The sequence below is a fragment of the Thermus sp. NEB1569 genome (assembly GCF_022385295.1).
Lineage (GTDB): Bacteria > Deinococcota > Deinococci > Deinococcales > Thermaceae > Thermus > Thermus scotoductus.
This window is the reverse complement of sequence record NZ_CP092445.1, coordinates 1,619,673-1,644,787: the sequence shown is the minus strand read 5'-3', so window position 1 is coordinate 1,644,787 and position 25,115 is coordinate 1,619,673. Positions and strand designations below refer to the sequence as shown.

The window sequence follows — 25,115 nt, the reverse complement described above, 5'->3', positions numbered from 1 at the left end:
TCAGCGGAATAGGGCTTCCTCCAGGGGGAGGCTCACCTGGGCTTCCAGGGTTTCTCCCCGGGAGAAGAGGACCCACCGGTCCCCCGTCCGGAGGTAGCCCTCCGACCTCACGGGATAGCCCGCGCTCCCCTCCTTCCGAAGGTCCCGGTAGAGGGTCAGGGTCTCCATCCCGAGCACGGGGGAGAAGTGCCCCTCCCCCACCACCTTCCCTTCCTGTACGTAGACCTCTCCCTCGTAGGGTTTAGCCTCCAGCACTCCCTTGGGGAGACAGGCGTGGGACCGGCGCGCCACCCGGTAGGCCTCCGCCTCGCTGCCATCGGGGAGGGTCACTTTCCCCAGGGAAGCCACCTCGTCATAACCGAAGGCGGCCCCGGTGAAGCCTGTCTGCCAGGCGAAGATGAGCTCCAGGAAGAGGCGGTCGTCCAGGGGGGTTTCCCTGCCGTCCGGGAGGCGGAGGAACTGGCGCTCCCGGGTGTAGACCAGGGTGGCGGGCGCCTTCTCGCCCTCGGGGGCGATCTCCAGGCGAAGGCGGCAACCGCCGAGGTCAAGGTAGGTCCGGATCCGCAAGACCTGCGTTTCCTGGCCCTCGGGGGTGAAGTAGACTACCCGGTCCAGGCCCTGGTAGGTCTTGCCCCTCCAGTCGCCGAAGGCGGCCTTGAGGGCGGATTCCACCGCTTCCTTGGGGGACTGGGTGAGGGCCAACGGGCTGAACAAGGCCAGAATCAGGGCAAGGGATCGTTTCATGGTATGAGCTTAACATTCCTTCGTGTGCTACCTCATAGCTCCACCCCGGCCATCTTCAGGAGCACCCGGCTACGGATGAGGTTGTGGACCAGCAGGATGAGGTTCACCCGGGCCACCAGACCCCAGTAGGACCGCGCTTCTATCCGATGAAGCCCCAAAGACCGGACCATCACGCTGAAGCGGGTCTCTATCCAGTTCCTGACCCTCCCCAACAAGCTACGCTGACGCGTGACCCACTCTCTCCACCCCGTCTCCACCACCTTCCCTCCCCTGACCCGATAGGGCGGGGTCTTGACCCCCTGGACCCAGCGGAAGCCCCGGTCCCCCAAGACCGCGGGCAGACCGTCCAGCAGGTCCCTCCCCCAGGTCTCCCGGGCGTTGCCGGGGAGAATGGCCCAACGAAAAAAGAGGCCCCGCTCGTTCATCACCGGCACAAGGACGTACCCGCCAAAGGCTCCCAGGGGACCCACCCCCACCGCGGCCTCAGGAAGAGAGAGGCCGTGAATCCGGTGGCCGTGAGCCAGGGGGATGGGTTTAAGGTCCACCACCTGCAGGAGGCCTTTTCCCCCGGAGAGCCTCATGGCCAGGTGAGCCAACAGCCCCTGGGCCTTCTGAAGGACCCGGTAGAAGCGAGAGCTGCTTCCCCGAAGGGGAACATCTTGGGGTGGGGGAGGGAGGGGAAGTAAGCCTTCAGGGTAGTCTTGGCCGCGAGGTAGCCTTTGGCGAGGTCCTGGCCCTGGCTGCTTCCCCGTAGGGGAACATCTTGCGGAGCAAAAAGATGGCGAGGGTCAGGAGCTCGGCCAGGGTGGCTTTCTGGTGCTTTTGCTTTGGGGGGAGCTTGAAGCCTTGGGCCTGCAGGGCCTTCAGTTCGTCATCTACCCAGATGTAGGTAGCCACCAGAAGGGTCTCTGCGTCAAGATAGTAGGTCAGCCAAAGGCTACGTTCTGGGGGTGCTCACGATCTTGCCGCATGGCACCCCCTCTTTTTTCACACCCCGAGGGTCTAGGTCAAGTAGCACACGAAGGCATTAAGTGGGGTACCATGGGGGCACGATGCGCGTCTTGGGGCGGAGGGTCTACTGGCGCTGGTACGGGGAGGTCCTCCTGGAGGGGGGCGTGACCTTGCGCATGACCGGGGACGTGGCCAAGTGGCTGAGGCCCGGGGATAGGGTGAGGCTTCGCACCGAGTTCAAGAAGCCCGTCCTCGGCTTTGACGAGTACGCCCTCGAGGGGGCTTTCCCCTTGTGGCCTTTATTTTCCAGGGCGCTGGACCACGTGAGGGAAAGCCCCTTAGGGGGCGAGGTGTACCGCTACCGCCTCCGTGCGCGGGAGGCCATGTATGAGGCCGATTTCGAGGCCATCGCCGAGTTGGAGCAGTACCACTATGCCTCGGAGAAGGAGGTGGTGGCGCTTTGGATCTGCACCCGGTGCCACAAGATCCTCCCCGCCAACGCCAAGCCCCTCTGCCCCTGCGGCGGGGAGGCGCGGCTTAAGGAGATCCGGGGCTCCACGCCGGCAAGCCGTTTTCTGGTGCTGGAGCTTTCGGAGAGGCTTCCCTTTGAACCCAGAATCCTCGGCTACCTGCGCCTAGACCCCCCCATCCCCCGGATGCACCGAAGAACCCCCGAGGGCGTGGAGCGGGACATCCGGGAGCGGATCTTTCCCAAGGACTGGTTCCACCCGACCTTTGAGGGCGGGAAGGACTGGGAAAGCGCTCTGGACCGGGTGCACACCGCCGCCAGCCGCATCGCCCGGGTGGTGGTGCACCCCGATTACCGCTCCGAGGGCTTCGGGGCGCTTCTCGTACGGATGGCCCTGGAGTGGGCAAGGGAGCGGGGGGCGCCTGAAGGGAGGCGGCAGAAGCACCTGGTCTACACCATCGCCCAGATGGCCCGCTACCACCCCTTTTTTGAGAAGGTGGGCTTCCGCTACCTCTTCGACACCGCCTCGGGAAGGCCCGTGCTGGCCTATCCCCTTACGGAGGAGGCGGAGCACTACCTGGATCGGTTTTTGAAGGAAGACCCTTACGCCAGGGCTCATGGGGGAAGGCTTTTCGTTTCCCGTTTCGGGAGGGTGAGGGGGCTTCCGGGGTCCATCCGGCTGGTGGGGGTTCGTAAAAGCTACCGGAGCCACCTGGACCTTTCTGACCTTTCCCCAGAGGTGCAGGAAACCCTTGCCGCCTTCGGGGTCAAGGCCCGGGTGTTGGAGCGGGCGATCCTTAGGGAGGCGGACCTCGAGGTTCCCCCGGGCAGCGTGGTGGCCCTGGCCGGGGCCAGCGGAGCGGGGAAGACCACCCTCCTTCGCCTCCTCCTGGGGGAGCCCCCGGATGGGGGAGAGGTGGAGGTACCCGAGGGCAGGCGGGTGGCCTATATCCCTGGGGAGCGGGAGGTGGACCTGGGCCAGGAGCCCCTCTTGGAGCGGCTTTACCGCCAGCTTCAGGATGTGGGGGCGGCCATTGAGGTGTTAAACCGGGTGGGGCTTTCCGACGCCGTGCTCTACCGGGCCAGGCCGAAGGAGCTTTCCACGGGCCAGCGGGAGCGCTACCGCTTGGCCCTCCTCCTGGCCCAGCGCCCCGACCTCCTCCTGATCGACGAGTTTGCCGCTCACCTGGACGTGCCCACCGCCAGGCGGGTGGCCCTGGGTCTTGGGAAGCTGGTGCGCCAGGCGGGGATCACCCTGGTGGTGGCCACCCACCGCCAGGAGGTGATCGCTTCCTTGGATCCCGACCTCCTGGTCTTCGTGGGGTACGGGGGGCTTATGGCCATACCTCGGAAAGATCCACGAACATGACCCTACCGGGCTTTTTGGGTATGAGGAGGGGTTTTTCGTAGCGGAAGGCGTTGTGCAAAACCCAGGCGTAAAGGGGCTGTTCCCCGGCATAGGCCCTGAGAAAGGCTTCCTCCGCCAGGTGCTTTTCCGGGTGGGCCAGAAGCTCCTCCACGGTGAAGGGGCCCTGCACGTCCAGCAGGTCCGCCTGGCCGATGAGATACCCTCCGGTGATGATCCCCAAGGGACCCCGGTGTCGGGTCTGGCGTTTGCGGATCTCCCAGGTCTTCCTTCCGTCCACGATGAAGCTGGCGTAGGGCTCCCGCACGATGAGGCCCAGCTTGGGCTTTTCCACGCCTTCATTGTAGAGTAGACCCCGTGGGTTGCCCTAAGGAAGGGCAAAAGGAGAAGAAAGCGCGGGCCTTGGCCATCCTGAAGGCCCTGAAGGCGGCGTATCCGGGGGCTAAAACGGAGCTAAAGCACAATAACCCCTTCCAGCTTTTGGTGGCCACGGTGCTTTCTGCCCAGGCCACGGACAAAAGCGTAAACGAGGCCACCCCGGCCCTCTTTGCCCGTTTCCCCGATCCCCAGGCCCTAGCCAAGGCGACTCCCGAGGAGGTGGAGCCCTATATCCGGCGCATCGGTCTTTACCGCACTAAGGCCAAAAACCTGGTGGCCCTGGCCCGGAGGCTGGTGGAGGAGCATGGGGGGGAGGTGCCGAGGGATAAAAAGGCCCTGATGAAGTTGCCCGGGGTGGGTTGGAAGACGGCTACCGTGGTCCTGGGAGCGGCCTTCGGCGTGCCGGGTATCGCCGTGGACACCCATGTGGCCCGGGTAGCCAGGAGGCTTTGCCTTTCAGAGGCCAAGAGCCCTGAGCGGATTGGGGCGGATTTGCAAGCCCTTTTTCCCCGGGAGGACTGGGTCTTCGTCCACCACGCCTTGGTCCTCCACGGCCGCTACGTGTGCACCGCCCGGAAGCCCAAGTGCGCTACCTGCGTCCTGGCACCCCACTGCCCTAGCCGTCAGGAGGGCTGAGGGGGTTTGGGCCCACCAAAAGGATTTTTATGAAAACCTCCCCGCTTGCACCCGCCTACCGCTTTGTCCTCGCCAGTTTCCTCTGGTCCTTCGGGGCCAACCTCGTCTACTTCTTCCTGAACTTCCACCTCGAGGCCCTGGGCTTTAGCCGCCAGGCCATTGGGTTCGCCCAGGCCCTTTTGCTCCTGGTGGGCGTGGTCTTTGCCCTGCCTCTGGCCTACCTCATCCCGCGCCTGGGCTACCGAAAAAGCCTGATCCTGGCCTTAGCTCTGGCGGTGGGGAGCGGGTTTTTCTTGGGGTTTGGCCTTATGGTGTTTCCTTCTTTGGCAGGGTATGGTCTGGCCGGGGCTTTGGTGCAGGGGGCGGGGGCACCTCTCATGGCCCGGTTGATCCCTGCCGAGAGGCGGGTTTCCCTTTTCAGCCTGCAGGCGGCCTTGACCGCTGCCTCGGGGTTTTTCTCCACCTTGCTTGCCGGGTTCCTTTCCGAATGGGTAGGGGCCAGGTGGGTGATCCTCTTCGCCCTTCCCTTTTTCCTCCTGACGCTTCCCTTTCTGGTTGGCCTTCCCGAAGGGCAGGGAACGCCCCCGAGGCTTGCGGGGCGGTTTGGGATTTGGCTGCGCCTCTTTTTGCCCCAGGCGGTGATCGGGTTTGGGGCCGGGCTGGTCATCCCCTTCTTGAACCTGTACCTTCGGGAAAAGTTTGGCCTCAGCTACGGAACCACGGGGCTGGTCTTCGCCCTTTCCGCCTTGGCTACTGGGGTGGCCATGTTGCTCCAGCCCCTTCTGGTGCGCCGGCTTGGGAAACTGGGGGCCATCGTGTTCGTGCAGGCCTTGTCCCTGCCCTTTATGGCCATCCTGGCCTGGGTCCCTTGGCTACCCCTGGTTACCGTGGCCCTCCTCATCCGGGGAGCCCTTATGAACGCTGCCGGGCCTGTGTACGCCGCCTTGGTGATGGACTACCTGGGGGAAGACGAGCGCCCAGGCTTCTTCCTGATGGAGTCCGCCCTCTGGAGCCTTCTTTTTTCCCTGGGGAGCGCCGTTTCCGGCATGGTCCAGGAGGCGTTGGGCCTTAAGGCCTTCCACTACCTCTTTGCCGCCACCTTGGGTCTATACGCCCTGGGGATCGCCCTTTGGCCTTGGGCTTTTGGCCGTTTGCGAAGGGCCTATGGGAAGCCTTCTTCCTGAGGCCCTCGGCTTTGTCCTAGACTGGGCCTATGCGGACGGGGATTACCGTAGAGGAAGCGTTGGAGCTGGTCCTGGCGGAGGCCAAAGGGGAGCTTCCCGTGGAGGAGGTACCCCTGAAGGAAGCCTATGGCCGTGTCCTGGCGGAGGACCTCGTTTCCTTGGTGAACCACCCCGACCAGGACGACACCGCCATAGATGGCTACGCCTGCCGAGAGGAGGACACCCTGGGGGCGAGCCGGGAGAACCCGGTGCGCCTCAGGGTCATCGGGCAGTCGCCGGCGGGAAGGCCCTTTGCCGGACGGGTGGGGAGGGGGGAGGCGGTGGCCGTCTACACCGGGGCTCCCATTCCGGAGGGCGCGGATGCCGTTATCCGGGTGGAGGACACCCGGCGGGAAGGGGATTACGTGCTCCTCTTCGCCCCGGCGAGCCCCAAGGACATCCGGCCCCAGGGGGATGACCTAAGGAAGGGAGAAGTGTACCTGCGCCGGGGGGACCTCCTCACCCCGGGAAGGCTGGGCCTGGCGGCGGCCATGGGCTACCCGCGCCTTAAGGTCTTCCGGCGCCCCCGTGTGGGCATCCTTTCCACGGGGGATGAGGTGGTGGAGCCAGGGGAGCCACTGCCCTTCGGGGGGGTTTATAACTCCAATGCCTATAGCCTTCTGGGACTGGTAAAGGAGGCGGGAGGTGAGCCCGTCCTTTTGGGCAAGGTGGAGGACAGGCCGGAAACCGTGTTGGAGAAGCTGGAGGCGGCAGGGCCCCTGGACCTTCTCCTTACCTCCGGGGGGGTATCCATGGGGGAGTACGATGTGGTGCGTAAGGTTTTGGAGACAGCGGGGGAAGTGGTCTTCTGGAAGGTGAAGCAGCAGCCTGGGGGGCCCCTGCTCCTGGCCCGTTTGGGTGGGCTTCCCATCCTTGGGCTTCCGGGAAACCCGGTTTCCAGCATGGTTACCTTCTTCCTCTACGGCAGACCCTTCCTTTTCCGGCTCCAGCGCCGCACCGACTCCCCTTACCGCTCCCTCGAGGCCAGGGTCCTTACCCCCTTTAAGGGCGCCCAGGGCAAAAAGGTCTTCCGCCGCGGGGTGCTCTCCTTTGAGGGGGAGATTGTGGTGCGCACCACCGGGAGCCAGTCCAGCGGGGTCTTGCGCTCCATGGCCCTGGGCAACGCCCTGGTGGTCCTCCCCCCCGACCGGGATGCCAGGGAAGGGGAAAGGGTGGAGGTCATTCCCTTGACATTCGTGCTCTAGTTCACTAAACTTGAAAGGTTTACGGGCTTTGCCCCTCCTTTTCGGGCGCGGGTGGGGCCCGGGAAGCGAGAGAGAATGGAGTTCAAAGACTTTCCCCTGAAGGACGAGATTAAGGAAGCTCTTTTGCGCCGGGGTATCACCGCCCCCACCCCCATCCAGGCGGCGGCCTTGCCCCTGGCCCTCGAGGGCAAGGACCTCATCGGCCAGGCCCGCACGGGCACCGGCAAGACCCTGGCCTTTGCCCTGCCCATCGCGCAAGGCCTCGAGGCCTCCAAGGAGCGGGGCCGCCTCCCCAGGGCCTTGGTGCTGACCCCCACCCGGGAGCTGGCCCTCCAGGTTTCCGGGGAGTTGCAGGCGGTGGCCCCCCACCTCAAGGTGGTCACCGTATACGGGGGCACGGGCTACGGCAAGCAGAAGGAGGAGCTGGCCCGGGGAGCCGATGTGGTGGTGGCCACCCCGGGGCGGGCCCTGGACTACTTGCGGCAAGGGGCCTTGGACCTTTCCCAGGTGCGGATCGCCGTCTTGGACGAGGCCGACGAGATGCTCTCCATGGGCTTTGAGGAGGAGGTGGAGGCCATCCTCTCCGCCACCCCCAAGGAGCGCCAGACCCTTCTCTTCTCCGCCACCCTGCCCTCTTGGGCCAAGAAGCTGGCGGAGCGGTACATGAAAAGCCCGGTGGTCATCAACGTGGTGCGGGAGGAGGGCATCACCTACCAGGAGGAGGCTATTCCCGCCCCTGGGGACCGCCTTTCCCTCCTGTCCGATGTCCTTTTTGTCAAAGCCCCCAAGCGGGCCATCGTCTTCACCCGTACCAAGGCGGAAACCGAGGAGGTGGCCACGGGGCTTCTTCGCCTCGGGCACCCGGCGCGGGCCATCCACGGGGATCTTTCCCAGACGGACCGGGAAAGGGTCATGAGGGCCTTTCGGGAAGGGGAAGTAAGGGTTCTGGTGGCCACGGATGTGGCCGCCCGGGGCCTGGATATCCCGGAGGTGGACCTGGTGGTGCACTACCGCTTCCCCGACAAGCCGGAGACCTACCAGCACCGTTCGGGGCGCACGGGCAGGGCCGGGCGGGGGGGTGAGGTGGTGATCCTCTACGGCCCCCGGGAAAGAAGAGAGCTTTCCGAGCTGGAAAGAGCGGTGGGTCGCACCCTCAAGCGGGTGAATCCCCCCACGCCCGAGGAAGTCCTCGAGGCCAAGTGGCATCATCTCCTGGCCCGTCTGGCCCGGGTACCCGAGAGGGACTACAAGCTGTACCAGGATTTCGCCAGCCGTCTGTTCGCCGAGGGGCGGGTGGAGGTGGTGGCGGCCCTCATGGCCCTTCTCCTGGGCGGGGCACCCAAGGAGAAAAGCCTTCTTACCGGCGAGGAGGGCTGGCTTACCTTCAAGGCCACGGGGCCCAGGCTCACCCTGCCCCGGCTGGTGGCCCTCTTGAAGGAAGCGGGCCTCGAGGTGGGCAAGATCGCCCAGGGAGAGGAGGGCTTTTACGTGGACCTCCGCCCCCAGGACCTGCCGAGGCTTTCCGAGGTGCAGGGGGTGAAGCTGGAAAGGGCTAAGCGGGTGGAGGTTCTCCCTGAAGCCTATGCGGGTGCTGCCTCCCGGGGGGGATCGCCTCGAGGTCGCCGCACCAGCCGCTTCTAATACCACCCCACCCTGGCGAAGCCAGGGCGGGGGCCCCGGCAAAAATCAAGGGCCCGCCCCAGGGGGGCGGGCTTTCTTGGTGCGCCCGGAGGGATTCGAACCCCCGGCCTAGGGCTTAGGAAGCCCCCGCTCTATCCTGCTGAGCTACGGGCGCCCACACCTAGGTGCTTTGCCCGTAGGGCAAACACACTCAAGGATTCTAGCAGCCCTGGGGGGCCAAGGCAAGCGGATGGTCCTCGGGTAAGGGAGCGATTTGGAAAACACCTTTGCTATCCGCTGCCGAGAGGTTCGGGGTGGTATACTGGAGGACATATGGAAGCCTGGGTCATCAGGGATCCCGAGGTGATGCTGGGCAAGCCCGTGGTGGCCGGTACCCGGATCACCGTGGAGGAGATCCTCCGCCGTTTGGCTGCTGGGGAAACACCCGAGGAGGTTCTAGCTGCCCACCCCCGCCTTACGCCAGAGGGTCTGAGGGCAGCGTTGCTCTATGCAGCCGAAACCCTCGGGGCAGAGGTGTACTACCCGGTCCCTGATAAGGTGGCGTGAAGATTGTCGCTGACGAAGGGGTAGACGCCCCGATTGTGGCACGGCTACGGGCTGAGGGCCACGAGGTCCTGTACGTGGCTGAGCTGGCCCCTGGGTTGAGAGATCAGGAGGTGGTGGCCTTAGCCAGCAGACTATGGGCACTCGGGGTTTCCCCTGAAAGCTGGCCCGGAGCCTCGGCAAGGAGGAAGGGGGGCGGAAGAGGGTATAGTCTTTCACCGGGGGAAACGGGGTTCTACATAAGCCCCGGCTTATAGTAGGGCTCCCTGGCTCCGCTTGTGCCCTCCTTCACGGGGGCGTACCCTGGAGGCAACATGACCGAGACCAAGGACCTCACCCGCCTTTCGGTGAACGCCATACGGTTTTTGGCCATAGATGCCGTGGAAAAGGCCAAAAGCGGCCACCCCGGCATGCCCATGGCCATGGCTCCCCTGGCCTATCTTCTGTATCGGGAGATCATGCGCCACAATCCCCTGGACCCGAACTGGCCGGATCGCGACCGCTTTGTCCTTTCCGCAGGGCATGGGTCCATGCTTCTCTACGCCATCCTCCACCTCACGGGCTATAACCTTCCCCTCGAGGAGCTCAAGCGCTTTCGCCAGTGGGGCTCCAAGACCCCGGGCCACCCCGAGTACGGCCATACCCCAGGGGTGGAGGTAACCACCGGCCCCCTGGGCCAGGGTATATCCACCGCCGTGGGCATGGCCCTGGCGGAGAGGAAGCTCGCTGCGGAGTTCAACCGCCCGGGCTACGAGGTGGTGAACCACTACACCTACGTGCTGGCCTCGGATGGGGACCTGATGGAGGGGGTTTCCGGGGAAGCCAGCTCTTTGGCGGGCCACTGGAGACTTTCCAAGCTCATCGTGTTTTGGGATGATAACCATATCTCCATTGACGGCCCCACCGATTTGGCCTTCACTGAGGACGTTTTGGCCCGCTACCGGGCCTATGGCTGGCACACCCAGAGGGTGGAGGATGCCAACGACCTCGAGGCTCTCCGCCACGCCATCCGCCTGGCCCAGCTGGACGAAAGGCCCTCCCTCATCGCCGTGCGGAGCCACATCGGCTATGGCTCCCCCAAGCAGGACTCCCCCAAGGCCCACGGGGAGCCCTTGGGTCCGGAGGCGGTGGAGGCCACCCGCAAGAACCTGGGCTGGCCCTACCCGCCCTTTGAAGTGCCCGAGGAGGTCTACCGGCACATGAACATGCGGGAGAAGGGAAGGGCTTGGCAGGACGCCTGGGAACAGCTTATGGAGGCCTACGCTAAGGCCTACCCCGATCTGCACCAGGAGCTTTTGCGCCGCTTAAAGGGCCACCTTCCCTCCCTTCCCGAGGAACCCCCAGCCTTTGACAAGCCCGTGGCCACCCGGGCAGCCAGCGGTAAGGCTCTGGATGCCATCGCCCCCAGGATGCCCGAGCTTCTTGGTGGGAGCGCTGACCTCACTTCTTCCAACAACACCCAGGCCCAGGGCATGGCGGACTTCTCCCCCCAAAACCCCACCGGGCGCTATATCCACTACGGGGTGCGGGAGCATGGGATGGGGGCCATTCTGAACGGCTTGAACCTGCACGGGGGCTACCGGGCCTACGGAGGCACCTTCTTGGTCTTCTCCGATTACATGCGCCCGGCCATCCGCCTGGCGGCCCTCATGGGCACCCCCACGGTCTTCGTCTTCACCCACGACTCCATCGCCCTGGGGGAGGATGGCCCCACCCACCAGCCCGTGGAGCACCTCATGAGCCTGAGGGCCATGCCCAACCTCTGGGTCATCCGCCCCGCCGATGCCTATGAGACCTTCTACGCCTGGCAGGTGGCCTTAAAGCGCAAGGAGGGCCCTACCGCCCTGGTGCTCACCCGCCAGGCAGTTCCCCTCCTTTCCCCAGAAAAGGCCAAGGGAGCCCTGAAGGGAGGGTACATCCTCGAGGATGTGGAGAATCCTGAGGGGGTCCTGGTGGCCACGGGAAGCGAGGTGCACCTGGCCTTGAAGGCCAGGGCCCTTTTGGCGGAGAAGGGCCGCCGGGTGCGGGTGGTGAGCCTGCCTTCCTTTGAACTCTTTGCCGCCCAGCCGGAGGAGTATAGGCGGGAGGTGCTTCCTCCAGGCCTCCCCACCGTGGCGGTGGAGGCGGGGGCTACCCTGGGCTGGGAGCGGTACGCCCACAAGGTGGTGGGTCTGGACCGCTTCGGCGCCAGCGCCCCTTACCCTGAGGTCTACGAGAAGCTGGGCTTCACCCCGGAAAGGGTGGCGGGGGCCTTGGAAGAACTCCTATGAGGTTTAGGGTGGATCCCTTGCCCCTTCCCGGCACCTACCGGGGCACGGCCATCGTGGTGAATGTGATCCGGGCCACCACCACCGCAGGCTTGTACTTAAGGGCTGGGGCCAAGGCTTTGATCCTGGCCCCAGGGGTGGAGGTAGCCCGGACTTTGCGCCAGGAGGGGGAAATCCTGGCCGGGGAGGTGGGAGGGCTTCCCCCGGAGGGGTTTGACCTGGGCAACTCCCCCCGGGAGGTAGAAAGGGTGGCGGGGAAGGCCGTGGTCATGGCCACCACCAACGGCACCCGGGCTGCCCATGCCGCCCTGGGAGCCAGGCACATCCTTCTCGGTTCCCTGCAAAATGCCCGGACGGTGGCGGAGAAAGCCAGGGAAACAGGGGAGGAGGTGCACCTGGTCTGCGCGGGGAAGGAGGGCCAGATGGCCTTGGACGATCTCTATACTGCCGGGGTCATCGGAAAGCGCCTGAAGGGCCTGGGGTTTTCCCCGGAAGGGGAGATGGCCCATCTGGCCCTTTTCCTGGCGGAGAATCCTGCGTTCCCTGTCCTTTCCAGCAGCGAGGCCGCCAAGGCCCTGGTGGGGGTGGGTTTGGGGGAGGATGTGGCCGAGTGCGCCCGGGTGGACGTCCATGCGGTTGTCCCGCGCTTCTTGGGGATGCGGGGTGAGGGCATGGTCTTTGGAGGTTAGGGGGAGGGATGCTGGCCACCTTGCGGGAGGTTCTGCCGGAGAAGGGCCGGGCGGTGGGGGCGGTACCGGGAGGCTACGGGGGGGAGGTTTCCCAGGAACCGGTGGCCTACACGGATCCCGTGGAGGCCAGGCGCTACCTGGAGGAAACCGGGGTGGATGCTTTGGCGGTAAGCATCGGCACCCGCCACGGCCTGCACAAGGGGCCGGTGCGCTTGAACCTGCCCCTTTTGGAGGAGCTGGGCCAGCTTCCCGTCCCCCTGGTCCTCCACCGGGCCTTTATCTGGCCGCAGAAGGAGCATGCGGACATCATCGTGCGCTTCTACCGGCCCGCTGGCTACGATCCGGAAAACCCCAGCACTCTGAACGTGAGGATCACCCTCAAGCACACCCTGCCCCGCCTGGATCTTTCCGAGGTGCTCCACTCCGCCTACGAGGACGAGGCCCTGATCCGCCTGGAAACCCGGAAGGAGGCGGACATCCTGGACATCACGGGCAACGTGACCCCCGAGCAGGCCCAGGCCTTTGAGCGCATCATCTGGGACCATCTGGGCCATCACGTGGAGCACTTTGACCCGAGGCTGGTGGGCACCTTCCTGGACAAGGCCGGGCAGAGCTATCCCCTGGCCCTGGCCCAGCTCGTCATCGCCTACTATCTGGTTAAGATGCGGGAGCTGGCCATCGAGCGGGGGCACCTGCGGGTGGCCTAGGGGGAAAGGATGCTGAAGTTTGCGCCCTCCATCCTCACGGCGGACCTGGCGAGGCTTAAGGACCAGATAGAGGAGGCCGAGGCGGCTGGGGTGGACTGGATCCATCTGGACGTCATGGACGGGGTTTTCGTTCCCAACCTCACCTTCGGGCCCCTTCTGGTGGAGGCGGTGCGGCGGGTTACCTCCTTGCCCTTGGATGTGCACCTGATGATCGTGCAGCCGGAGAGGTACCTGGAGGACTTCGCCCGTGCCGGGGCCGACGTCATCACCGTGCACTTTGAGGCCACGCCCCACGCCCACCGGGCGGTGCAGAAGGTGAAGGAGCTGGGGAAGAAGGCGGGGCTTGCCATCAACCCCGCCACGCCCCTCGAGACCTTTGAGCCCCTGTTGCCCGAGCTGGACCTGGCCCTCCTCATGAGCGTGAACCCGGGGTTTGGGGGGCAGAGGTATATTCCCACCTCCACGGGAAGGCTTCGCCGGCTCAAGGAGATGCGGGATAGGCTGAACCCCTCCTGCCTCATTGAGGTGGATGGGGGCGTGAACCGGGATACCGTGGCCGAGGTGTACCGGGCGGGTGCGGACGTGGCCGTGGCGGGAAGCGCTCTTTTCAACAGACGGCCCGTGGCTGATAACCTAAAGGAGCTAAAGGAGGTGCTCTATGCCCTTGGCGATAGGTAAAGAGGTTTTGGACAAGGCGCGGCGGGAAGGCTACGCCGTACCCGGCTTCAACACCAACAACCTGGAGATCACCCAGGCCATTCTGGAGGTGGCCGAGGAGGTGCGGGCCCCGGTCTTCATCCAGATCTCGGACGGGGCCAGGAAGTACGCTGGGATGGAGAACCTGGCCAACCTGGTGAAGGACATGGCGAGCCGCACCAAGGTGCCCGTGGTCCTCCACCTGGACCACGGGGCCGACTTCAAGATGGTGATGCAGGCCCTGAGGGCGGGCTTCACCAGCGTGATGATCGACGCCAGCCACCACCCCTTTGAGGAGAACGTGCGGGAGACCAAAAAGGTGGTGGAGGCGGCCCACGCGGTGGGGGTGAGCGTGGAGGCGGAGCTGGGCCGGCTTCAGGGCATTGAGGACAACATCCAGGTGTCCGAGGCGGAGGCCTTCCTCACCGACCCCGATGAGGCGGAGCGCTTCGTGGCGGAAACGGGGATCGACTACCTGGCCATCGCCATCGGCACCAGCCACGGGGCCTACAAGGGGAAGGGCCGGCCCTACATCGACCACAAGCGCCTCGAGGAGATCAGCAAGCGGGTTTCCATTCCCCTGGTGCTCCACGGGGCGAGCGGGGTGCCCACCTGGCTTAAGGAGAAACTCTTGGCCACGGGGGCGGAGCTTAAGGAGGCCACGGGCATCCACGACGAGGATATCAAGAAAGCTATCCCCAACGGCATCGCCAAGATCAACATCGACACCGACCTGCGCCTGGCCATGACCCTGGGGATCCGCGAGGTGGTGGTGGGCAATCCCAAGGAGTTTGACCCCCGGAAGATCATCGGGAAGGGTCGGGACTACCTCAAGCAGGTGATCCGGGAGAAGTTTGAGCTGATGGGCACGGTGGGCCGGGCCTAAGCCACCCCACCCTGGCTGTGCCAGGGTGGGGACCCCGGACCGCCAGGGACGCCAAAGGCAAAACCCCGCCCGTGTGGGCGGGGGTTTTTGGTCGGGGAGGCCGGATTTGAACCGACGACCACACGCACCCCAAGCGTGTGCGCTACCAGGCTGCGCTACTCCCCGGCGCGCAAAGGTTAGTCTAGTGCGCCGCCTCGTTCCCGTCAAGTAGACTTGTGGGCATGGAGATCAAGGACCTGAAGAGTCTGGTTCAGTACAACCCGGAAAAGATGGCGAAAATCCCCGTCTTTTCCTCGGACAAGATGTTTTTTGATCTCTACGCCCTTCTTCCGGGCCAGGCCCAGAAGGTGCACGCCCACGAGGGCTCCGATAAGGTGTACTACGTTCTTGAGGGCGAGGTGGTGGTGCGCATCGGGGATGAGGAGGCCCTTTTGGCCCCGGGGATGGCGGCTTTGGCCCGTTCAGGGGAGGCCCACGGCGTGCGCAACGAGTCGGCCAACCCCGCCCTTCTCCTGGTGGTGATGGCCCCAAGGCCCTAACCTTTCACAGGGTTTTCAAGGCCCTGGAGTAGGCTTATCCAGATGCTCAAAGCCCTGCCCGCGGACCTGGGGTTTTTGGCGGAGGTCCTCCGCCGCTACCCGGTGCGGGTTTTCTTCCGGGGTGAGGTCCTTCCCGAGGGGCCCTTGCGGGGCGAGAAACTTTTTGAAGAAGGGGACCTCGCCCTTTACTGGGAAGGACCGCCCCCTTCCCGGGAGGTCCAGGAGGCCCTGCGGCTTCTCCTTCAGGTCTTTCGGGAGGTTTTGGAGCTAAAGGAGCGGGAGCTCGCCCTCTTAAGAAGCCAGGAGGAAAGCGCAAGGCTTCTGGGTCTCCTCCTCCACGAGATCAAGAACCCCTTGATGAGCGTTCTGGGAGCCTTGGAGCTTGCCTTAGAGACCGAAGGTCTTCCCCAGGAAGGCAAGGAACTTCTGGCCATTGCCGAAAAGAGTGCCCGTCGTATTCAAGAGCTTCTGCAGAAAGCTCAGGAATACCTACGCCTGGGCCAGGGGGTTCGGCTCAAAAGCGAGCGGGTAGACCTAAAGGCCCTTCTCCGCCAGGTGGCCGACGAGATACGGCCTTTGGCCCGCAGGAAGGGAATCCAGCTCCGCTTGGTCCTGCCGAAACGGGAGGCCTGGGTGTATGGGGACCGGGAATGGCTTTACCAGGCTGTGCTGAACGTCCTTAACAATTCGGTGAAATACACCCCGGAAGGGGGGCGGGTGGCAGTGCGCCTTCTTGTGGGGCAGGACCAGTATGGGATGGCTATTTCCGATACGGGTCCAGGTATTCCCCAGGAGGAGCAGGCCAGGGTCTTTGAGCCTTTTTACCGGGCCTCCACCCGGGGCGAAGCGGAGGGTACGGGGCTTGGGCTTGCCCTGGTGAAGCGGGTCCTCGAGGCCCACGGGGGCGAGGTGCGCTTAAGGAGCCGTCTGGGCCGGGGTAGCACTTTCTTTCTCCTCCTGCCCCGGCCACGCCCAGGCCAGAGGGCTCCCGTGGGACGGCTTCTTCTCCTTATGGTGGCCTTGATCGCCCTGGCCCGCCTGCCCATTTTCCCAGCCCCTTTGGGTTCTAAGGCCTTCGGGGAGGTCCCAGAGGGGGAGGTGGTGAAGCTTTCCGGCTTGGAGCTGGCCTTCAGCCCCAAGGCTGAAGGGGAGGCCCGGCGTTGGCGAAGCCTTTGGGGTGGGGGAGAGCGGGTGCAGGTGCGTTTGCAAAGGGGAGGGGTGGAGGTGGTGCGGAAGGCCCCTGTGCCCTTGGCCCTTTCCACCCCTGAGGGCCAGGTGCGTCCCACCGGGACCCACCTGCGCCTTTCTCGGGACGAAAAGGCTCTCCTCTCCCTTTATCAAGGAAGGGTAAGCCTGGGAGAAAAGACGCTTCCCGCCGGGGAAGGGGCGGTTTTGGGCCAGGGGATAAAGCGGAAGCTCTTGCCTGCTCCCTTGGTGCGCCCGGAGCCGGGCTCCGAAGGGGAAGTGGTCTTGCGCATGCTGGGTCCCGAGGGTGGGCGGGGTTTCCGGGTAGAGGTGCGAAGCGGGGAAGAGGTGGTCCTTTCCCAGCGGGTGGAGGGGAATATTTTCCGCTATGTGCCGCAGGCGGACCGCTTGAGCCAGGTGCGGGCCATGGCCTTGGATGAGGTGGGCCTCGAGGGCTACCCCTCTGACCCCGTGCCCTTTAGGGAGAGGAAAAGCTTTTACGAGGGCAAAAAGAGACTTCCCCACGATCCTAAGGGGGCGGAGGCCTTTCTGCGCCGGGCGGTCGCTGCCTTTCCCGATGATGCCGAGGCCCTGGGGGAGCTGGCCTTTGCCCTCTACCTGCAAGGCCGCCACGCGGAGGCCAAGCCCCTTTACGAGAAGGCCTTGGCCCTTCTGGATAGCCCCGATACCCGGGTTAGGTATGCTCGTCTCCTTTACCATATGAAGCGCCATGGGGAGGCGGAGGAGAGCTACCGGAAGGTGCTGGCGGAAGACCCCGGCAACCTGGATGCCCGCTGGGGGTTAGCGGAGGTGGCCCTGGCCTTGGGCCGGGCCAAGGAGGCGGAACTCCTTTCCCGGCAGGTGTTAACGGTGGAGCCCAACTATCCCCTGGCCCGCTTCACCTTGGCCAAGGCCCTTTTGGAACAGGGGAAGGCAGCCGAGGCCAGGGGGCTTTTGCTGGAGGAGCTTAGGCGAAATCCAGACCCTGAGGTGGAGGCTTTGCTAAAGCGGGTTCCCTGAGGTGGAGGGGGATGGGGAAGCGCATCCTTGTGGTGGAGGACGATCCTGCCGTGGCTAGGGTTTTGACCATGGCCCTTATGCGGCAAGGATACCAACCCCATCTGGCCAAAGACTATCCCACGGCCAAGACAGCTTTGGCCGAGGATTGGGACGCCATCGTTTTGGACATCAACCTGCCGGGGGGTTCTGGTTTGGACCTTCTTCGCTACTTGCGAAAAGAGCTTCACAAGGCCACCCCCGTCCTGGTTCTTTCGGGTCTGAAGCAAGAGCGGAGCCTAAAGGAAGCCCAGGCCCTGGGGGCCCAGGAGTACCTCACCAAACCCTTCAGTCCCAGTGACCTCCTGAAGCGCCTGGAGAAGTATGTGGCGGCGCGGTGAGAGGCTTTATGCCCTTCTGGTCTTCCTGGTGGTGGTCCTGGAAAGCCTGGCTTTGGGAGGCTTGGTGGCGGTTTTCTCGGGAAGGCTTTTCAACCTCTTCGGTTACCCCGTGGCCTACCAAGCGCTTTTTTGCGCCCTCCTCCTCACCGGTGTAGCCCTGAGCCTTCTTTCCGCATATATCTTGCTCTACCACGCCTATACCGCAAGCCGTGAGTCTTACGAGCGCAAACTCTACGAGACCTGGCTCACCCGGTTCACCGAGGCCCTCTTTGCCGGGGAGGCTCCTCCACGCCCTCCTTGGCCCAGGCCCGCCCTGGAAGCCCTTTTGAACCTACGGGAGATACTCAAGGGGGAGTTTTCCGAACGGATAACGGAATGGCTTCGCCAGGCAAACCTCCCTTGGCCCCGCATCCTGAGGGCCCGCCTCACCTCCAGGCCCCTGCGGCTCGAGGCCCTCGAGGCCCTGGCCCAAGCCCGCTTACCCGAGACCCTGGAGGTTATTCTTCCCTACCTGGCCCACCCGGATCCTGTCCTGCGCTTGGCGGCGGCCCGGGCCGGGGCGCGGGTGGCCCAGGGGGATGGGGTCTTAGACTTGGCTAACGCCCTCTTGGAAGCCGCCTTGCCCCGTGGTGCTCTTTTGGAGGTACTCCTCCTTCTGGAGGACCGTGGGGGGCCGGTGGTGGAGTATTTCCTGACCCGAGGTGGACAGGAGGAGGTCTGGGCCGCCCTGGAGGCGGTGGGTAGGATGAAATTGTCTTCCTTGGCGGAGAAGGTTCTCGCCTTCTTGGACCACCCTGACCCGGAGCTGAGGGCTGCGGCCATGCGCGCCCTTTACCGCTTGCGGTACCTGCCCCAGGGGTACGAAGGGGTTTTGCTGGGTGCCCTGAAGGACCCAGAGGAGTTTTTGCGGGTGCATGCGGCCCGGCTTTTGGCCCTTTTGAACAACGAGCTGGCCCAGAGGGCTTTGTGGAAGGCGCTTGCCGATCCCTCCTTTTACGTTCGCCGGGCGGCCGCCGAGGGCCTTCTTCTGGCGAATAGAGACCTTCTCGTCCGGGCGGCGGAGGCGCATCCTGACCCCTACGGGAAGGCCATGGCCCAACAGGTTCTCAGAGAGGCGGCATGAGTGTGCTCATGGAGCTTTTGTTCCTTTATCAGCTCGTTGTCTTGTGGTATTTCGCTTTTCTCAACCTGTTTTATGCCTTGTTTGCCTTCTTTGGCTTAGGGATGGTGGCCCGTTATGCCCGGGAGCTTTCCGAGCAGACCCTTAAGGACCTCCTGGAGCGGGAGGCGTACCTGCCCGTCTCCATCCTGGTGCCCACCTATAACGAGGAGAAGACCATCGCCCACTCGGTGCGCTCCTTTTTGGGCCTGCACTACCCAGAGTTTGAGGTGATCGTGGTGGCGGATGGTCCCAAGGACCGCACCTTGGAGGTGCTGAAAGAAGAGTTCCGCCTGGTGGAGGTGGAATGGGTCTACCGGCGGGCCCTTCCCACCAAGCCTGTCCGGGGCATCTACCGCGGTCGTGTCAAGAGTTATGTGTAAGAGTCTGTGTACGGGGGGCATACCGCTCCTGAAGCATCTTCTCCAGCACCTCCTTCACCTCCGAGAACCCCTTTAGTTTCCGTTCTGCCCACCTCCCTTCCTGCCTCTCCGACTCCAGGTAAAGAAGCTTGTACACCGCCTCTTCCTTAGGAAACTTGTGGTCCCGCACCTTCGTCCCCCGCCGTAGCTCCCGGATAAACCGCTCCATCAGGTTGGTGCTCCGCAGGTACGGCCAAAGCACCTTGGGGTACCCGTAGAACCGCAGGAAGGCCCCCGAATCCTGTACCCAAAGCCCCACCACCCCCGGGTACCGCGAACCCCAGGCGGCCTTCACCTCCTCCAAGGCCCCAAGAGCTTCTTCCCGGCTCTCCGCCCCGTACACCCGCCTCAGGTCCTCCGCCAGCAGGGCCCGGTCCCGGGAGCGCACCTGGGACAGGCTCCACCGCACCCCGTGCACCACGCACCGCTGCCACTCCGCCTGAGGGTAGACCCTGCGGATCGCCTCGGGAAGCCCGGGCAGCCCGTCGGTGATGAAGAGCAATACCCGCCGCAGGCCCCGCTGCCAAAGCTCCCCCAGGACCCCCTCCCATCCCAGGGCGCTCTCCGTGGGCAACAGCCAAAACCCCAGGACCCGCCTCTCCCCATTAGGGGCGATGCCCAGGGCCACATACACGCTTTCCCGTACGATCCCTTCTCCTTCCCTGAAGACCTTTAGGGAAAGCCCGTCCAGGTAGACGAAGGCCATCTCCTCGGGCAAAGGCCGGGTGCGGAAGGCTCCTGCCGCCTCCAGGACCTCGTCCGTCAGGGCGCTCAGGGTCTCGTGGGAGTAGCGGTGGCCTAAGAGCAGGCTCAGTATCTCGGCCGCCTTGCGCTGACTGACCCCGGCGGCGTAAAGGGCTACCGCCACTTCCCCCACGTCCACCAGGCGGCGGACGTAGGGCTTAAGGAAAGCCGGGTAATACCGAGATTCCCGATCCCTAGGGACCTTCAGGTCCACCTGGCCGAAGGCGGTCTCCAGCTTGCGGGGGTAGTAGCCGTTCCTGCGGCCTCCGTGCACCTGCAAGAAGGCCGTCCGGTCCAGCTCCAGAACCGTCTGCAGAACCTCGGCTACTGTCTCCCGCACCGCTTCCCTCAGCAAGATCCGCAAGGTATCCTGGTCCACGGGGCACCTCCTCGTGCTAAGGTGTGCCCCCCTATTAAACACGGACCCTTACACATAAATCCTTACACGACCTCTACCGCTCTTTGGTCTATCCCAACCTCATTGTGGTGGATAAGGAAAACGGGGGTAAGGCCGACGCCTTGAACGCCGGGCTCAACCTGGCCCGCTACCCCCTTTTCTGCGCCGTGGATGCGGATAGCCTCTTGGATGCCCAGGCCCTCTTGCGGGCGAGCCGCTTCTTTTTGGAAGATGACCGCGTTTTGGCGGTGGGGGGGACCATAAGGCCCTTAAACGGTGCGGTGGTGCGGGAGGGGGTGGTGGAGATGCTGCGCCTTCCCCAGGGGTTTTTAGAGCGTATGCAGGTCATAGAGTACGCCCGGGCCTTCTTCATGGGGCGGGCGGGATGGAGCGCCATGGGAGCCTTGCTCATCATCTCCGGGGCCTTTGGCCTTTTCCGGCGGCAGGAGGCCTTGAGGGTGGGGGGGTACCGCACCGACACCGTGGGGGAGGATATGGAGCTGGTGGTCCGCCTCCACCGCTGGGCCCGGGAGGAGGGCCGCCCCTACCGCATCCTCTACCTCCCCGACCCTATCTGCTACACGGAGGTCCCCTCGGACCTTCGCACCCTAAGGCGGCAGCGCAACCGCTGGCACCGGGGGCTTTGGGAGACCCTTTGGGCCCACCGCAGGCTCCTCTTCAACCCCCGCTACGGCCGCCTGGGCCTGGTGGCCATGCCCTACTTCCTCCTCTTTGAGGCCTTGGGTCCGGTGGTGGAGGTTCTGGGGTATGTGAGCCTACCCCTTTTTGCTGCCCTAGGCCTCCTTAACCCCCCTTTCGCCCTCCTCTTCCTTCTCTTCGCCCTGGGGTATGGGGTTTTGCTCTCCCACCTGGCCGTGGGGGTGGAGACCCTCCTCCTTAAGCGCTACCCTAGCCTGGGGGAGCGCCTGAGGCTTCTCCTCCTGCCCTTCCTCGAGGTCTTGGGCTACCGGCAGGTCCTGGCCCTGGAGCGCTTCTTGGCCACCTTTCAGGTGTGGCGCAAGCGGGGGGTTTGGGGGGAGATGAGAAGGAAGGGGCTAGAGCCTTCGCAGGAGAAGGACCACGCCTAACCGTAGGACCAAGGAGAGCAGGATAGGGAGATGATAAGGGCTTGGTCCCACGCCCAGGCTGGCAACGCCTCCCGCTATCACACTTCCGGCAAGTCCGCCTAGACCCATGGCTAGCCAGAAGAGGACGAGGTAGCCGTTCCGACCTTCCCGGGGAGCCTGGGCTAAAACGGCGTTGGCCAAAGCGGTGCCCAGGCCGCTCCAGGCCAGGGCGTCGGCGAGGGCAGAAAGCCATATGGGCCAGGGGAGGGCCGCGGAGCCCAAAAGCCAAAGGCCGGGCATAAGGGCTGCCACCATTCCCGTGCGGAAGAGGACCGCCTTGTGCCCCTCGCGGTCGGCTACCCGTCCCCACATGGGACCGAACAAGAGGCCGCTGGTGGCGGAGATCACCGTCCATAGGCCCACTTCGGTCATTGACAAACCGCCAACCCTTATGAAATAGGGCACCACGTAGGGCCCCCCAACCATAACTGCTCCATACCACAGGAAGACGAGGACCAGGTACCGCCGGTAGGCTAGGTCCCGCCAGGCTATCCCGAGGGCCTTCCAGGCCGGGGGAGGTGGGGACTCCGGGGGCTCGGATTGCAGGCGGAGAAGCAAGACGGAAAGAAGGCCTGCGCCTACTCCCACAAGGAGGATGACTTGGTAGCCCGTGGGGGGCGGGAGGCGATCGGCCACCATGCCTCCCATGAGGTTCCCCAAGGTACCCACCAGGCCCAAGAGGGCATTCCTGAAGCCGAAGTAGCGCCCCCGCCTTCCCTCCGCCACCAGATCGGCCATCCAGGAGAGCCAAAGCACGCCCACGGGAGCGGCTAGAAGCTGGGAAAGCCCGGCAAAGAGGAGAAGGCTCGGTACCCTTAGGTCCTCCGGAAGAAAGCCAGCCAAGACAGCGGGCAGAAAGAGCAAGCGGGCTAGAAAGTTCAGCCGCACCACTAGGGCCTTGCGGCTTCCCCGTAGGAAAAGGGCCAGTGGAGCCAGGAGCTGGGCCAGGAAGGGAAGGGCCCCCAGGAGGGCCAAGGCCTGGGGGGAGGCCCCCAGAGCCAGGGCATACCCGGTGACGATCACCCCTGTGCTCCAGTTGAGGAAGAGGATGGCCAGGGCTCCTTCCCAGATGGAAAGCCTTAGGGAGCGTTCCGGTTCCACCCCATGATTATCCTTGAACCCAGTAAAATCTCTCCCATGGAAACCGCTATCACCCGCATGCTGGGTATCCGCTACCCCATCGTGGCGGCCCCCATGTTTTTGGTCTCGGGGGCTAGGCTCCTTAAGGCGGTGGCCGAGGCTGGGGCCATCGGGGTCATCCCCAGCTTGAACTTCCGAACCCATGCGGCTTTCCGGGAGTTCCTGGAGAGTTTTCCCCAGGTGCCCTTCGGCGTGAACCTCATCCTCAAGGACAACCCCCGCCTCGAGGAGGACCTAAAGGCCGTGGTGGAACGCCGAGTGCCCTTGGTGGTCACCTCCTTGGGGGATCCTACCCGGGTGGTGGAGCGGGTCAAGGCCTATGGCGGCGTGGTCTGGTGCGATGTGGTGGGTCTAAGGCACGGGAGAAAGGCGGTGGAGGCTGGGGCCGACGCCCTGGTGGCGGTGGCCGCTGGGGCTGGGGGGCATGCGGGGATGGTGAGCCCCTTTGTCCTCGGGCCCTGGCTTAGGGAGGAACTCGGGGTGCCCGTGCTCATCGCCGGGGGCATCGCCACGGGAAGGCAGCTTCTCGCCGCCTTGGCCCTGGGGGACGGGGCCTACATCGGTACCCGCTTCATCGCCACCCTGGAGTCCGAGGCTCCCCTGGAGTACAAGGAAGCCCTTTTGAGGGCCACTCCTGAGGACATCCAGTACACCCCGGAGGTTACCGGGGTGCCCGCCAACTTCCTAAAGGAATCCCTGGAGCGTTTCCGCCAGGGTGGGGGCAAGGCCTGGAAGGAAGTTTATTCCGCCGGGCACGGGGTGGCCTTCATCCGGGATCTCCCTTCCGCCAAGGAGGTGGTGGCCCGGCTGGTGGCCGAGTACCAGGAAGCCAAGCAAAGCCTGCCCTGATTCCATATCGGGGGTTTTCGCCAAGATGCTTACCGCCTTGCGCATCTTCTTTCCCTTTATCCTCTCCCTGGGCTTGACCTACGCCCAGTACGACCTGGTGGTTTACGGGGCCACCCCCCAAGGGGTGACGGCAGCGGTGGCTGCGGCGCAGGAAGGTCTTAAGGTGCTCCTGCTGGAGCCCAGCCGGGGGGTGGGGGGTGTGCTTACCCGGGGGTGGCTGGCCACCCTGGACCTGGCCGAGGACCGGGAGGGCCTTTTGCAAGGGGGGCTTTTTCGGGATTTTTATCGCCGCATCGGGAAAGAGGCCTCCTTTGACGTGGTGCAGGCCGAGCAGGCCTTCTGGGCTATGCTCCGGGAGGCAGGGGTGGAGGTGCGCCTCGAGGTGCCCTTGGACCGGGTAGGCGTAGAGGCGGGCCGGCTAACCCTCTTGGAGACCCCTATGGGCACGGTGGGGGCTCCTTACTTTGTGGATGCCACCGATACCGCGGACCTGGCCTTCCGTGCCGGGGCCAGCTTCACCCAGGGGAGGGAGGACACGGGTCTGGACCAGCGGAGCATGGCGGCCACCTTGGTCTTCCGGTTGGAGGGGGTTCCCTGGGGTGCCGTCTTTCTGGCCCTCAACTACGAGGGCCAGGTGCGGCGCACGGGGGCGGGGGCCTGGGGGAGAAGCGGCTGGGGCTTCGGGGAGCTGGTGCGGGGATACCTTCCCTCCGATCCCAGCCGCTATACCCTCCGGGGCCTGAACCTGGCCCGCCAGGATGACGGCAGTGTCCTGGTGAACGCCCTTCTCGTCTTCGGGGTAGAGAGGGTGGATGCCTACGAGTTGGAGCGCCTTCGCCAGGAGGTGGCGTTGGAGGCGGAGCGGGTGGTGGCCTATTTGCGGGAAAAGGACCCTTTGGTGTTTGGCACCGCCCGCCTGGCGGGGGTGGCCCCTGCCCTTTACATCCGGGAAAGCCGTCACCTAAAGGCCCTTTACCGCCTCAAAGCGGAGGAGGTTCTGCTGGGCCGGAGCTTCCCCGATGCCGTGGCCCTGGGGGGGTACCCCCTGGACGGCCAGGCCTATTTCCCTGGGGAAACCCCTTACCTCCTGGGTACTCCGGCACCCTACGGGGTGCCCTTTCGCAGCCTGGTGCCCCGGGAGCTTAAGAACCTTTTGGTGGTTTCCCAGGCGGCGGGCTTTGACAGCGTGGCCGCCTTTTCCGCGCGGGTGGTTCCCTTGCAGATGGCCTTGGGGGAGGCGGCAGGGGTGGCGGTGGCCCTCCTTCGGCGGGCGCCGCAAGCAGGGCTTATGAAAGTGCCCCTGGCGGACTTTCACGAGTTGGCCGCAAGCGGGCAGGCCCTCGAGGCGCTGCGCAAGCGGCTTGCCCAAAGGGGGGCCAGGCTTTCCTCCCCGGAGGGAGGCCGGGTGGAGGCGGAAAGGCCAGGGTACCGGGAGGCGGTGGCCCTCCTGAGGCGCGGGCTCTTCGCCGGACCCTACTATTTAAAAGGCTCCTTGGGCCTTTCTGAACCCATTCTCCTGGGGGATTTTTTGGCCAACCTGGAGCACTACTACCGGGCAAAAGGGCCTGAGGAGCGCCTTAGGGTGGTGCTGAAGGCCAGGGAGCTTTTCCGGGAAGAGCTGCAAAAGCCCTTGAAGCGGTTCGCCCTGAACCAGCTCTTGCAGGCGTTGGGGGAGGGTAAGCTTTCGGGTGCCGATCCCGTGACGCGGGGGGAGGCGGCCCTTCTCCTCTACCGGCTTCTGCCATAATAGTCTAA

General features: G+C 64.7%; 25 protein-coding genes, 2 tRNA genes and 1 pseudogene. 20 read left to right on the top strand and 8 right to left on the bottom strand.

Annotated elements, in window-relative coordinates; translation table 11 throughout:
- The 3 genes from MI302_RS09395 to MI302_RS09385 all read right to left on the bottom strand — a co-directional run bounded on the left by MI302_RS09395 (window position 1) and on the right by MI302_RS09385 (window position 1,641).
- On the bottom strand, window positions 1-744 hold the full coding sequence (locus tag MI302_RS09395; protein WP_018111708.1) for a hypothetical protein: 744 nt from the start codon (window positions 742-744) through the stop codon (window positions 1-3).
- Window positions 745-776: 32 nt separating this feature from the next.
- The gene (locus MI302_RS09390; RefSeq protein WP_239725607.1) at window positions 777-1,325 is read right to left on the bottom strand and encodes a hypothetical protein; all 549 of its coding nucleotides are present in this window, start codon (window positions 1,323-1,325) and stop codon (window positions 777-779) included.
- Window positions 1,326-1,434: 109 nt separating this feature from the next.
- On the bottom strand, window positions 1,435-1,641 hold the full coding sequence (locus tag MI302_RS09385; protein WP_239725606.1) for a hypothetical protein: 207 nt from the start codon (window positions 1,639-1,641) through the stop codon (window positions 1,435-1,437).
- A 155-nt stretch (window positions 1,642-1,796) separates the two neighbouring features.
- Here MI302_RS09385 and MI302_RS09380 point away from each other — a divergent pair, with 155 nt between their 5' ends.
- Complete coding sequence (locus tag MI302_RS09380; protein WP_239725605.1) at window positions 1,797-3,533, top strand: GNAT family N-acetyltransferase; 1,737 nt, start codon at window positions 1,797-1,799, stop codon at window positions 3,531-3,533.
- On the opposite strand, the gene MI302_RS09375 is transcribed toward MI302_RS09380, so the two are convergent.
- Window positions 3,499-3,864 (bottom strand): ASCH domain-containing protein, encoded by a 366-nt coding sequence (locus tag MI302_RS09375; RefSeq protein ID WP_239725604.1) that lies wholly within the window; start codon window positions 3,862-3,864, stop codon window positions 3,499-3,501. The genes MI302_RS09380 and MI302_RS09375 overlap by 35 nt on opposite strands.
- 23 nt (window positions 3,865-3,887) lie before the next feature.
- Here MI302_RS09375 and nth point away from each other — a divergent pair, with 23 nt between their 5' ends.
- The 4 genes from nth (at window position 3,888) to MI302_RS09355 (ending at window position 8,613) form a co-directional block, all read left to right on the top strand.
- Window positions 3,888-4,544, top strand: coding sequence for an endonuclease III (gene nth / locus MI302_RS09370; RefSeq protein WP_239725603.1), 657 nt, complete (start codon window positions 3,888-3,890; stop codon window positions 4,542-4,544).
- Between the two features lie 29 nt (window positions 4,545-4,573).
- Complete coding sequence (locus tag MI302_RS09365; protein ID WP_239725602.1) at window positions 4,574-5,728, top strand: MFS transporter; 1,155 nt, start codon at window positions 4,574-4,576, stop codon at window positions 5,726-5,728.
- A 29-nt stretch (window positions 5,729-5,757) separates the two neighbouring features.
- A complete protein-coding gene (gene glp, locus MI302_RS09360; protein ID WP_239725601.1) occupies window positions 5,758-6,972 on the top strand; it encodes a gephyrin-like molybdotransferase Glp in 1,215 nt (404 codons plus the stop codon).
- Window positions 6,973-7,047: 75 nt separating this feature from the next.
- A complete protein-coding gene (locus tag MI302_RS09355) occupies window positions 7,048-8,613 on the top strand; it encodes a DEAD/DEAH box helicase (RefSeq protein ID WP_126217334.1) in 1,566 nt (521 codons plus the stop codon).
- Window positions 8,614-8,690: 77 nt separating this feature from the next.
- On the opposite strand, the gene MI302_RS09350 is transcribed toward MI302_RS09355, so the two are convergent.
- A tRNA-Arg gene (locus MI302_RS09350) sits at window positions 8,691-8,767 on the bottom strand.
- A gap of 158 nt (window positions 8,768-8,925) precedes the next feature.
- Here MI302_RS09350 and MI302_RS09345 point away from each other — a divergent pair.
- The 7 genes and pseudogenes from MI302_RS09345 (at window position 8,926) to fba (ending at window position 14,401) form a co-directional block, all read left to right on the top strand.
- Window positions 8,926-9,159: a DUF433 domain-containing protein gene (locus MI302_RS09345; RefSeq protein WP_015717872.1), complete on the top strand. Its 234-nt coding sequence runs from the start codon at window positions 8,926-8,928 to the stop codon at window positions 9,157-9,159.
- Window positions 9,156-9,413 (top strand): DUF5615 family PIN-like protein, encoded by a 258-nt coding sequence (locus MI302_RS12255; protein ID WP_158305236.1) that lies wholly within the window; start codon window positions 9,156-9,158, stop codon window positions 9,411-9,413. Before MI302_RS09345 ends, MI302_RS12255 begins: the two co-directional genes overlap by 4 nt.
- A gap of 57 nt (window positions 9,414-9,470) precedes the next feature.
- Window positions 9,471-11,426 carry a transketolase gene (tkt, locus tag MI302_RS09340; RefSeq protein WP_239725600.1) on the top strand — a complete coding sequence of 652 codons (1,956 nt, stop codon included), beginning with the start codon at window positions 9,471-9,473 and terminating at the stop codon, window positions 11,424-11,426.
- Window positions 11,423-12,112: a 2-phosphosulfolactate phosphatase gene (locus tag MI302_RS09335; protein WP_239725599.1), complete on the top strand. Its 690-nt coding sequence runs from the start codon at window positions 11,423-11,425 to the stop codon at window positions 12,110-12,112. Before tkt ends, MI302_RS09335 begins: the two co-directional genes overlap by 4 nt.
- Window positions 12,113-12,165: 53 nt before the next feature.
- Window positions 12,166-12,819, top strand: a pseudogene (locus MI302_RS09330) (class II fructose-bisphosphate aldolase); the annotation flags it as partial.
- A 9-nt stretch (window positions 12,820-12,828) separates the two neighbouring features.
- Window positions 12,829-13,497 (top strand): ribulose-phosphate 3-epimerase, encoded by a 669-nt coding sequence (gene rpe / locus MI302_RS09325; RefSeq protein WP_239725597.1) that lies wholly within the window; start codon window positions 12,829-12,831, stop codon window positions 13,495-13,497.
- Entirely contained in the window at window positions 13,478-14,401 is a 924-nt protein-coding gene (gene fba, locus MI302_RS09320; protein ID WP_239725596.1) for a class II fructose-1,6-bisphosphate aldolase, read from the top strand. The genes rpe and fba overlap by 20 nt, the downstream gene beginning before the upstream one ends.
- A gap of 88 nt (window positions 14,402-14,489) precedes the next feature.
- Here fba and MI302_RS09315 read toward each other — a convergent pair.
- A tRNA-Pro gene (locus MI302_RS09315) sits at window positions 14,490-14,566 on the bottom strand.
- A 56-nt stretch (window positions 14,567-14,622) separates the two neighbouring features.
- Between MI302_RS09315 and MI302_RS09310 the strand changes: the two genes are divergently transcribed.
- Genes MI302_RS09310 through MI302_RS09290 form a run of 5 tightly spaced genes read left to right on the top strand, consistent with a single transcriptional unit; the run spans window position 14,623 to window position 19,064 of the window.
- The gene (locus MI302_RS09310; protein WP_126200946.1) at window positions 14,623-14,940 is read left to right on the top strand and encodes a cupin domain-containing protein; all 318 of its coding nucleotides are present in this window, start codon (window positions 14,623-14,625) and stop codon (window positions 14,938-14,940) included.
- A 42-nt stretch (window positions 14,941-14,982) separates the two neighbouring features.
- On the top strand, window positions 14,983-17,145 hold the full coding sequence (locus MI302_RS09305) for an ATP-binding protein (protein WP_239725595.1): 2,163 nt from the start codon (window positions 14,983-14,985) through the stop codon (window positions 17,143-17,145).
- A gap of 11 nt (window positions 17,146-17,156) precedes the next feature.
- Window positions 17,157-17,522 (top strand): response regulator transcription factor, encoded by a 366-nt coding sequence (locus MI302_RS09300; protein WP_239725594.1) that lies wholly within the window; start codon window positions 17,157-17,159, stop codon window positions 17,520-17,522.
- Complete coding sequence (locus MI302_RS09295; RefSeq protein ID WP_239725593.1) at window positions 17,506-18,645, top strand: HEAT repeat domain-containing protein; 1,140 nt, start codon at window positions 17,506-17,508, stop codon at window positions 18,643-18,645. The genes MI302_RS09300 and MI302_RS09295 overlap by 17 nt, the downstream gene beginning before the upstream one ends.
- Window positions 18,642-19,064: a glycosyltransferase family 2 protein gene (locus tag MI302_RS09290; RefSeq protein ID WP_239725592.1), complete on the top strand. Its 423-nt coding sequence runs from the start codon at window positions 18,642-18,644 to the stop codon at window positions 19,062-19,064. The genes MI302_RS09295 and MI302_RS09290 overlap by 4 nt, the downstream gene beginning before the upstream one ends.
- Here MI302_RS09290 and MI302_RS09285 read toward each other — a convergent pair.
- Window positions 19,048-20,268: an IS256-like element ISTth4 family transposase gene (locus tag MI302_RS09285; RefSeq protein ID WP_239725337.1), complete on the bottom strand. Its 1,221-nt coding sequence runs from the start codon at window positions 20,266-20,268 to the stop codon at window positions 19,048-19,050. The two genes, MI302_RS09290 and MI302_RS09285, sit on opposite strands and share 17 nt — an antisense overlap.
- Window positions 20,269-20,330: 62 nt before the next feature.
- Between MI302_RS09285 and MI302_RS09280 the strand changes: the two genes are divergently transcribed.
- The gene (locus MI302_RS09280; protein ID WP_239725591.1) at window positions 20,331-21,332 is read left to right on the top strand and encodes a glycosyltransferase family 2 protein; all 1,002 of its coding nucleotides are present in this window, start codon (window positions 20,331-20,333) and stop codon (window positions 21,330-21,332) included.
- Here MI302_RS09280 and MI302_RS09275 read toward each other — a convergent pair.
- A complete protein-coding gene (locus MI302_RS09275; RefSeq protein ID WP_239725590.1) occupies window positions 21,300-22,472 on the bottom strand; it encodes an MFS transporter in 1,173 nt (390 codons plus the stop codon). The two genes, MI302_RS09280 and MI302_RS09275, sit on opposite strands and share 33 nt — an antisense overlap.
- Before the next feature lie 36 nt (window positions 22,473-22,508).
- On the opposite strand from MI302_RS09275, the gene MI302_RS09270 reads away from it, so the two are divergent.
- The gene (locus tag MI302_RS09270; RefSeq protein WP_239725589.1) at window positions 22,509-23,360 is read left to right on the top strand and encodes a nitronate monooxygenase family protein; all 852 of its coding nucleotides are present in this window, start codon (window positions 22,509-22,511) and stop codon (window positions 23,358-23,360) included.
- Between the two features lie 25 nt (window positions 23,361-23,385).
- Window positions 23,386-25,107, top strand: a complete 1,722-nt coding sequence (locus MI302_RS09265) for an FAD-dependent oxidoreductase (protein WP_239725588.1) — start codon at window positions 23,386-23,388, stop codon at window positions 25,105-25,107.
- Window positions 25,108-25,115: the final 8 nt, after the last annotated feature.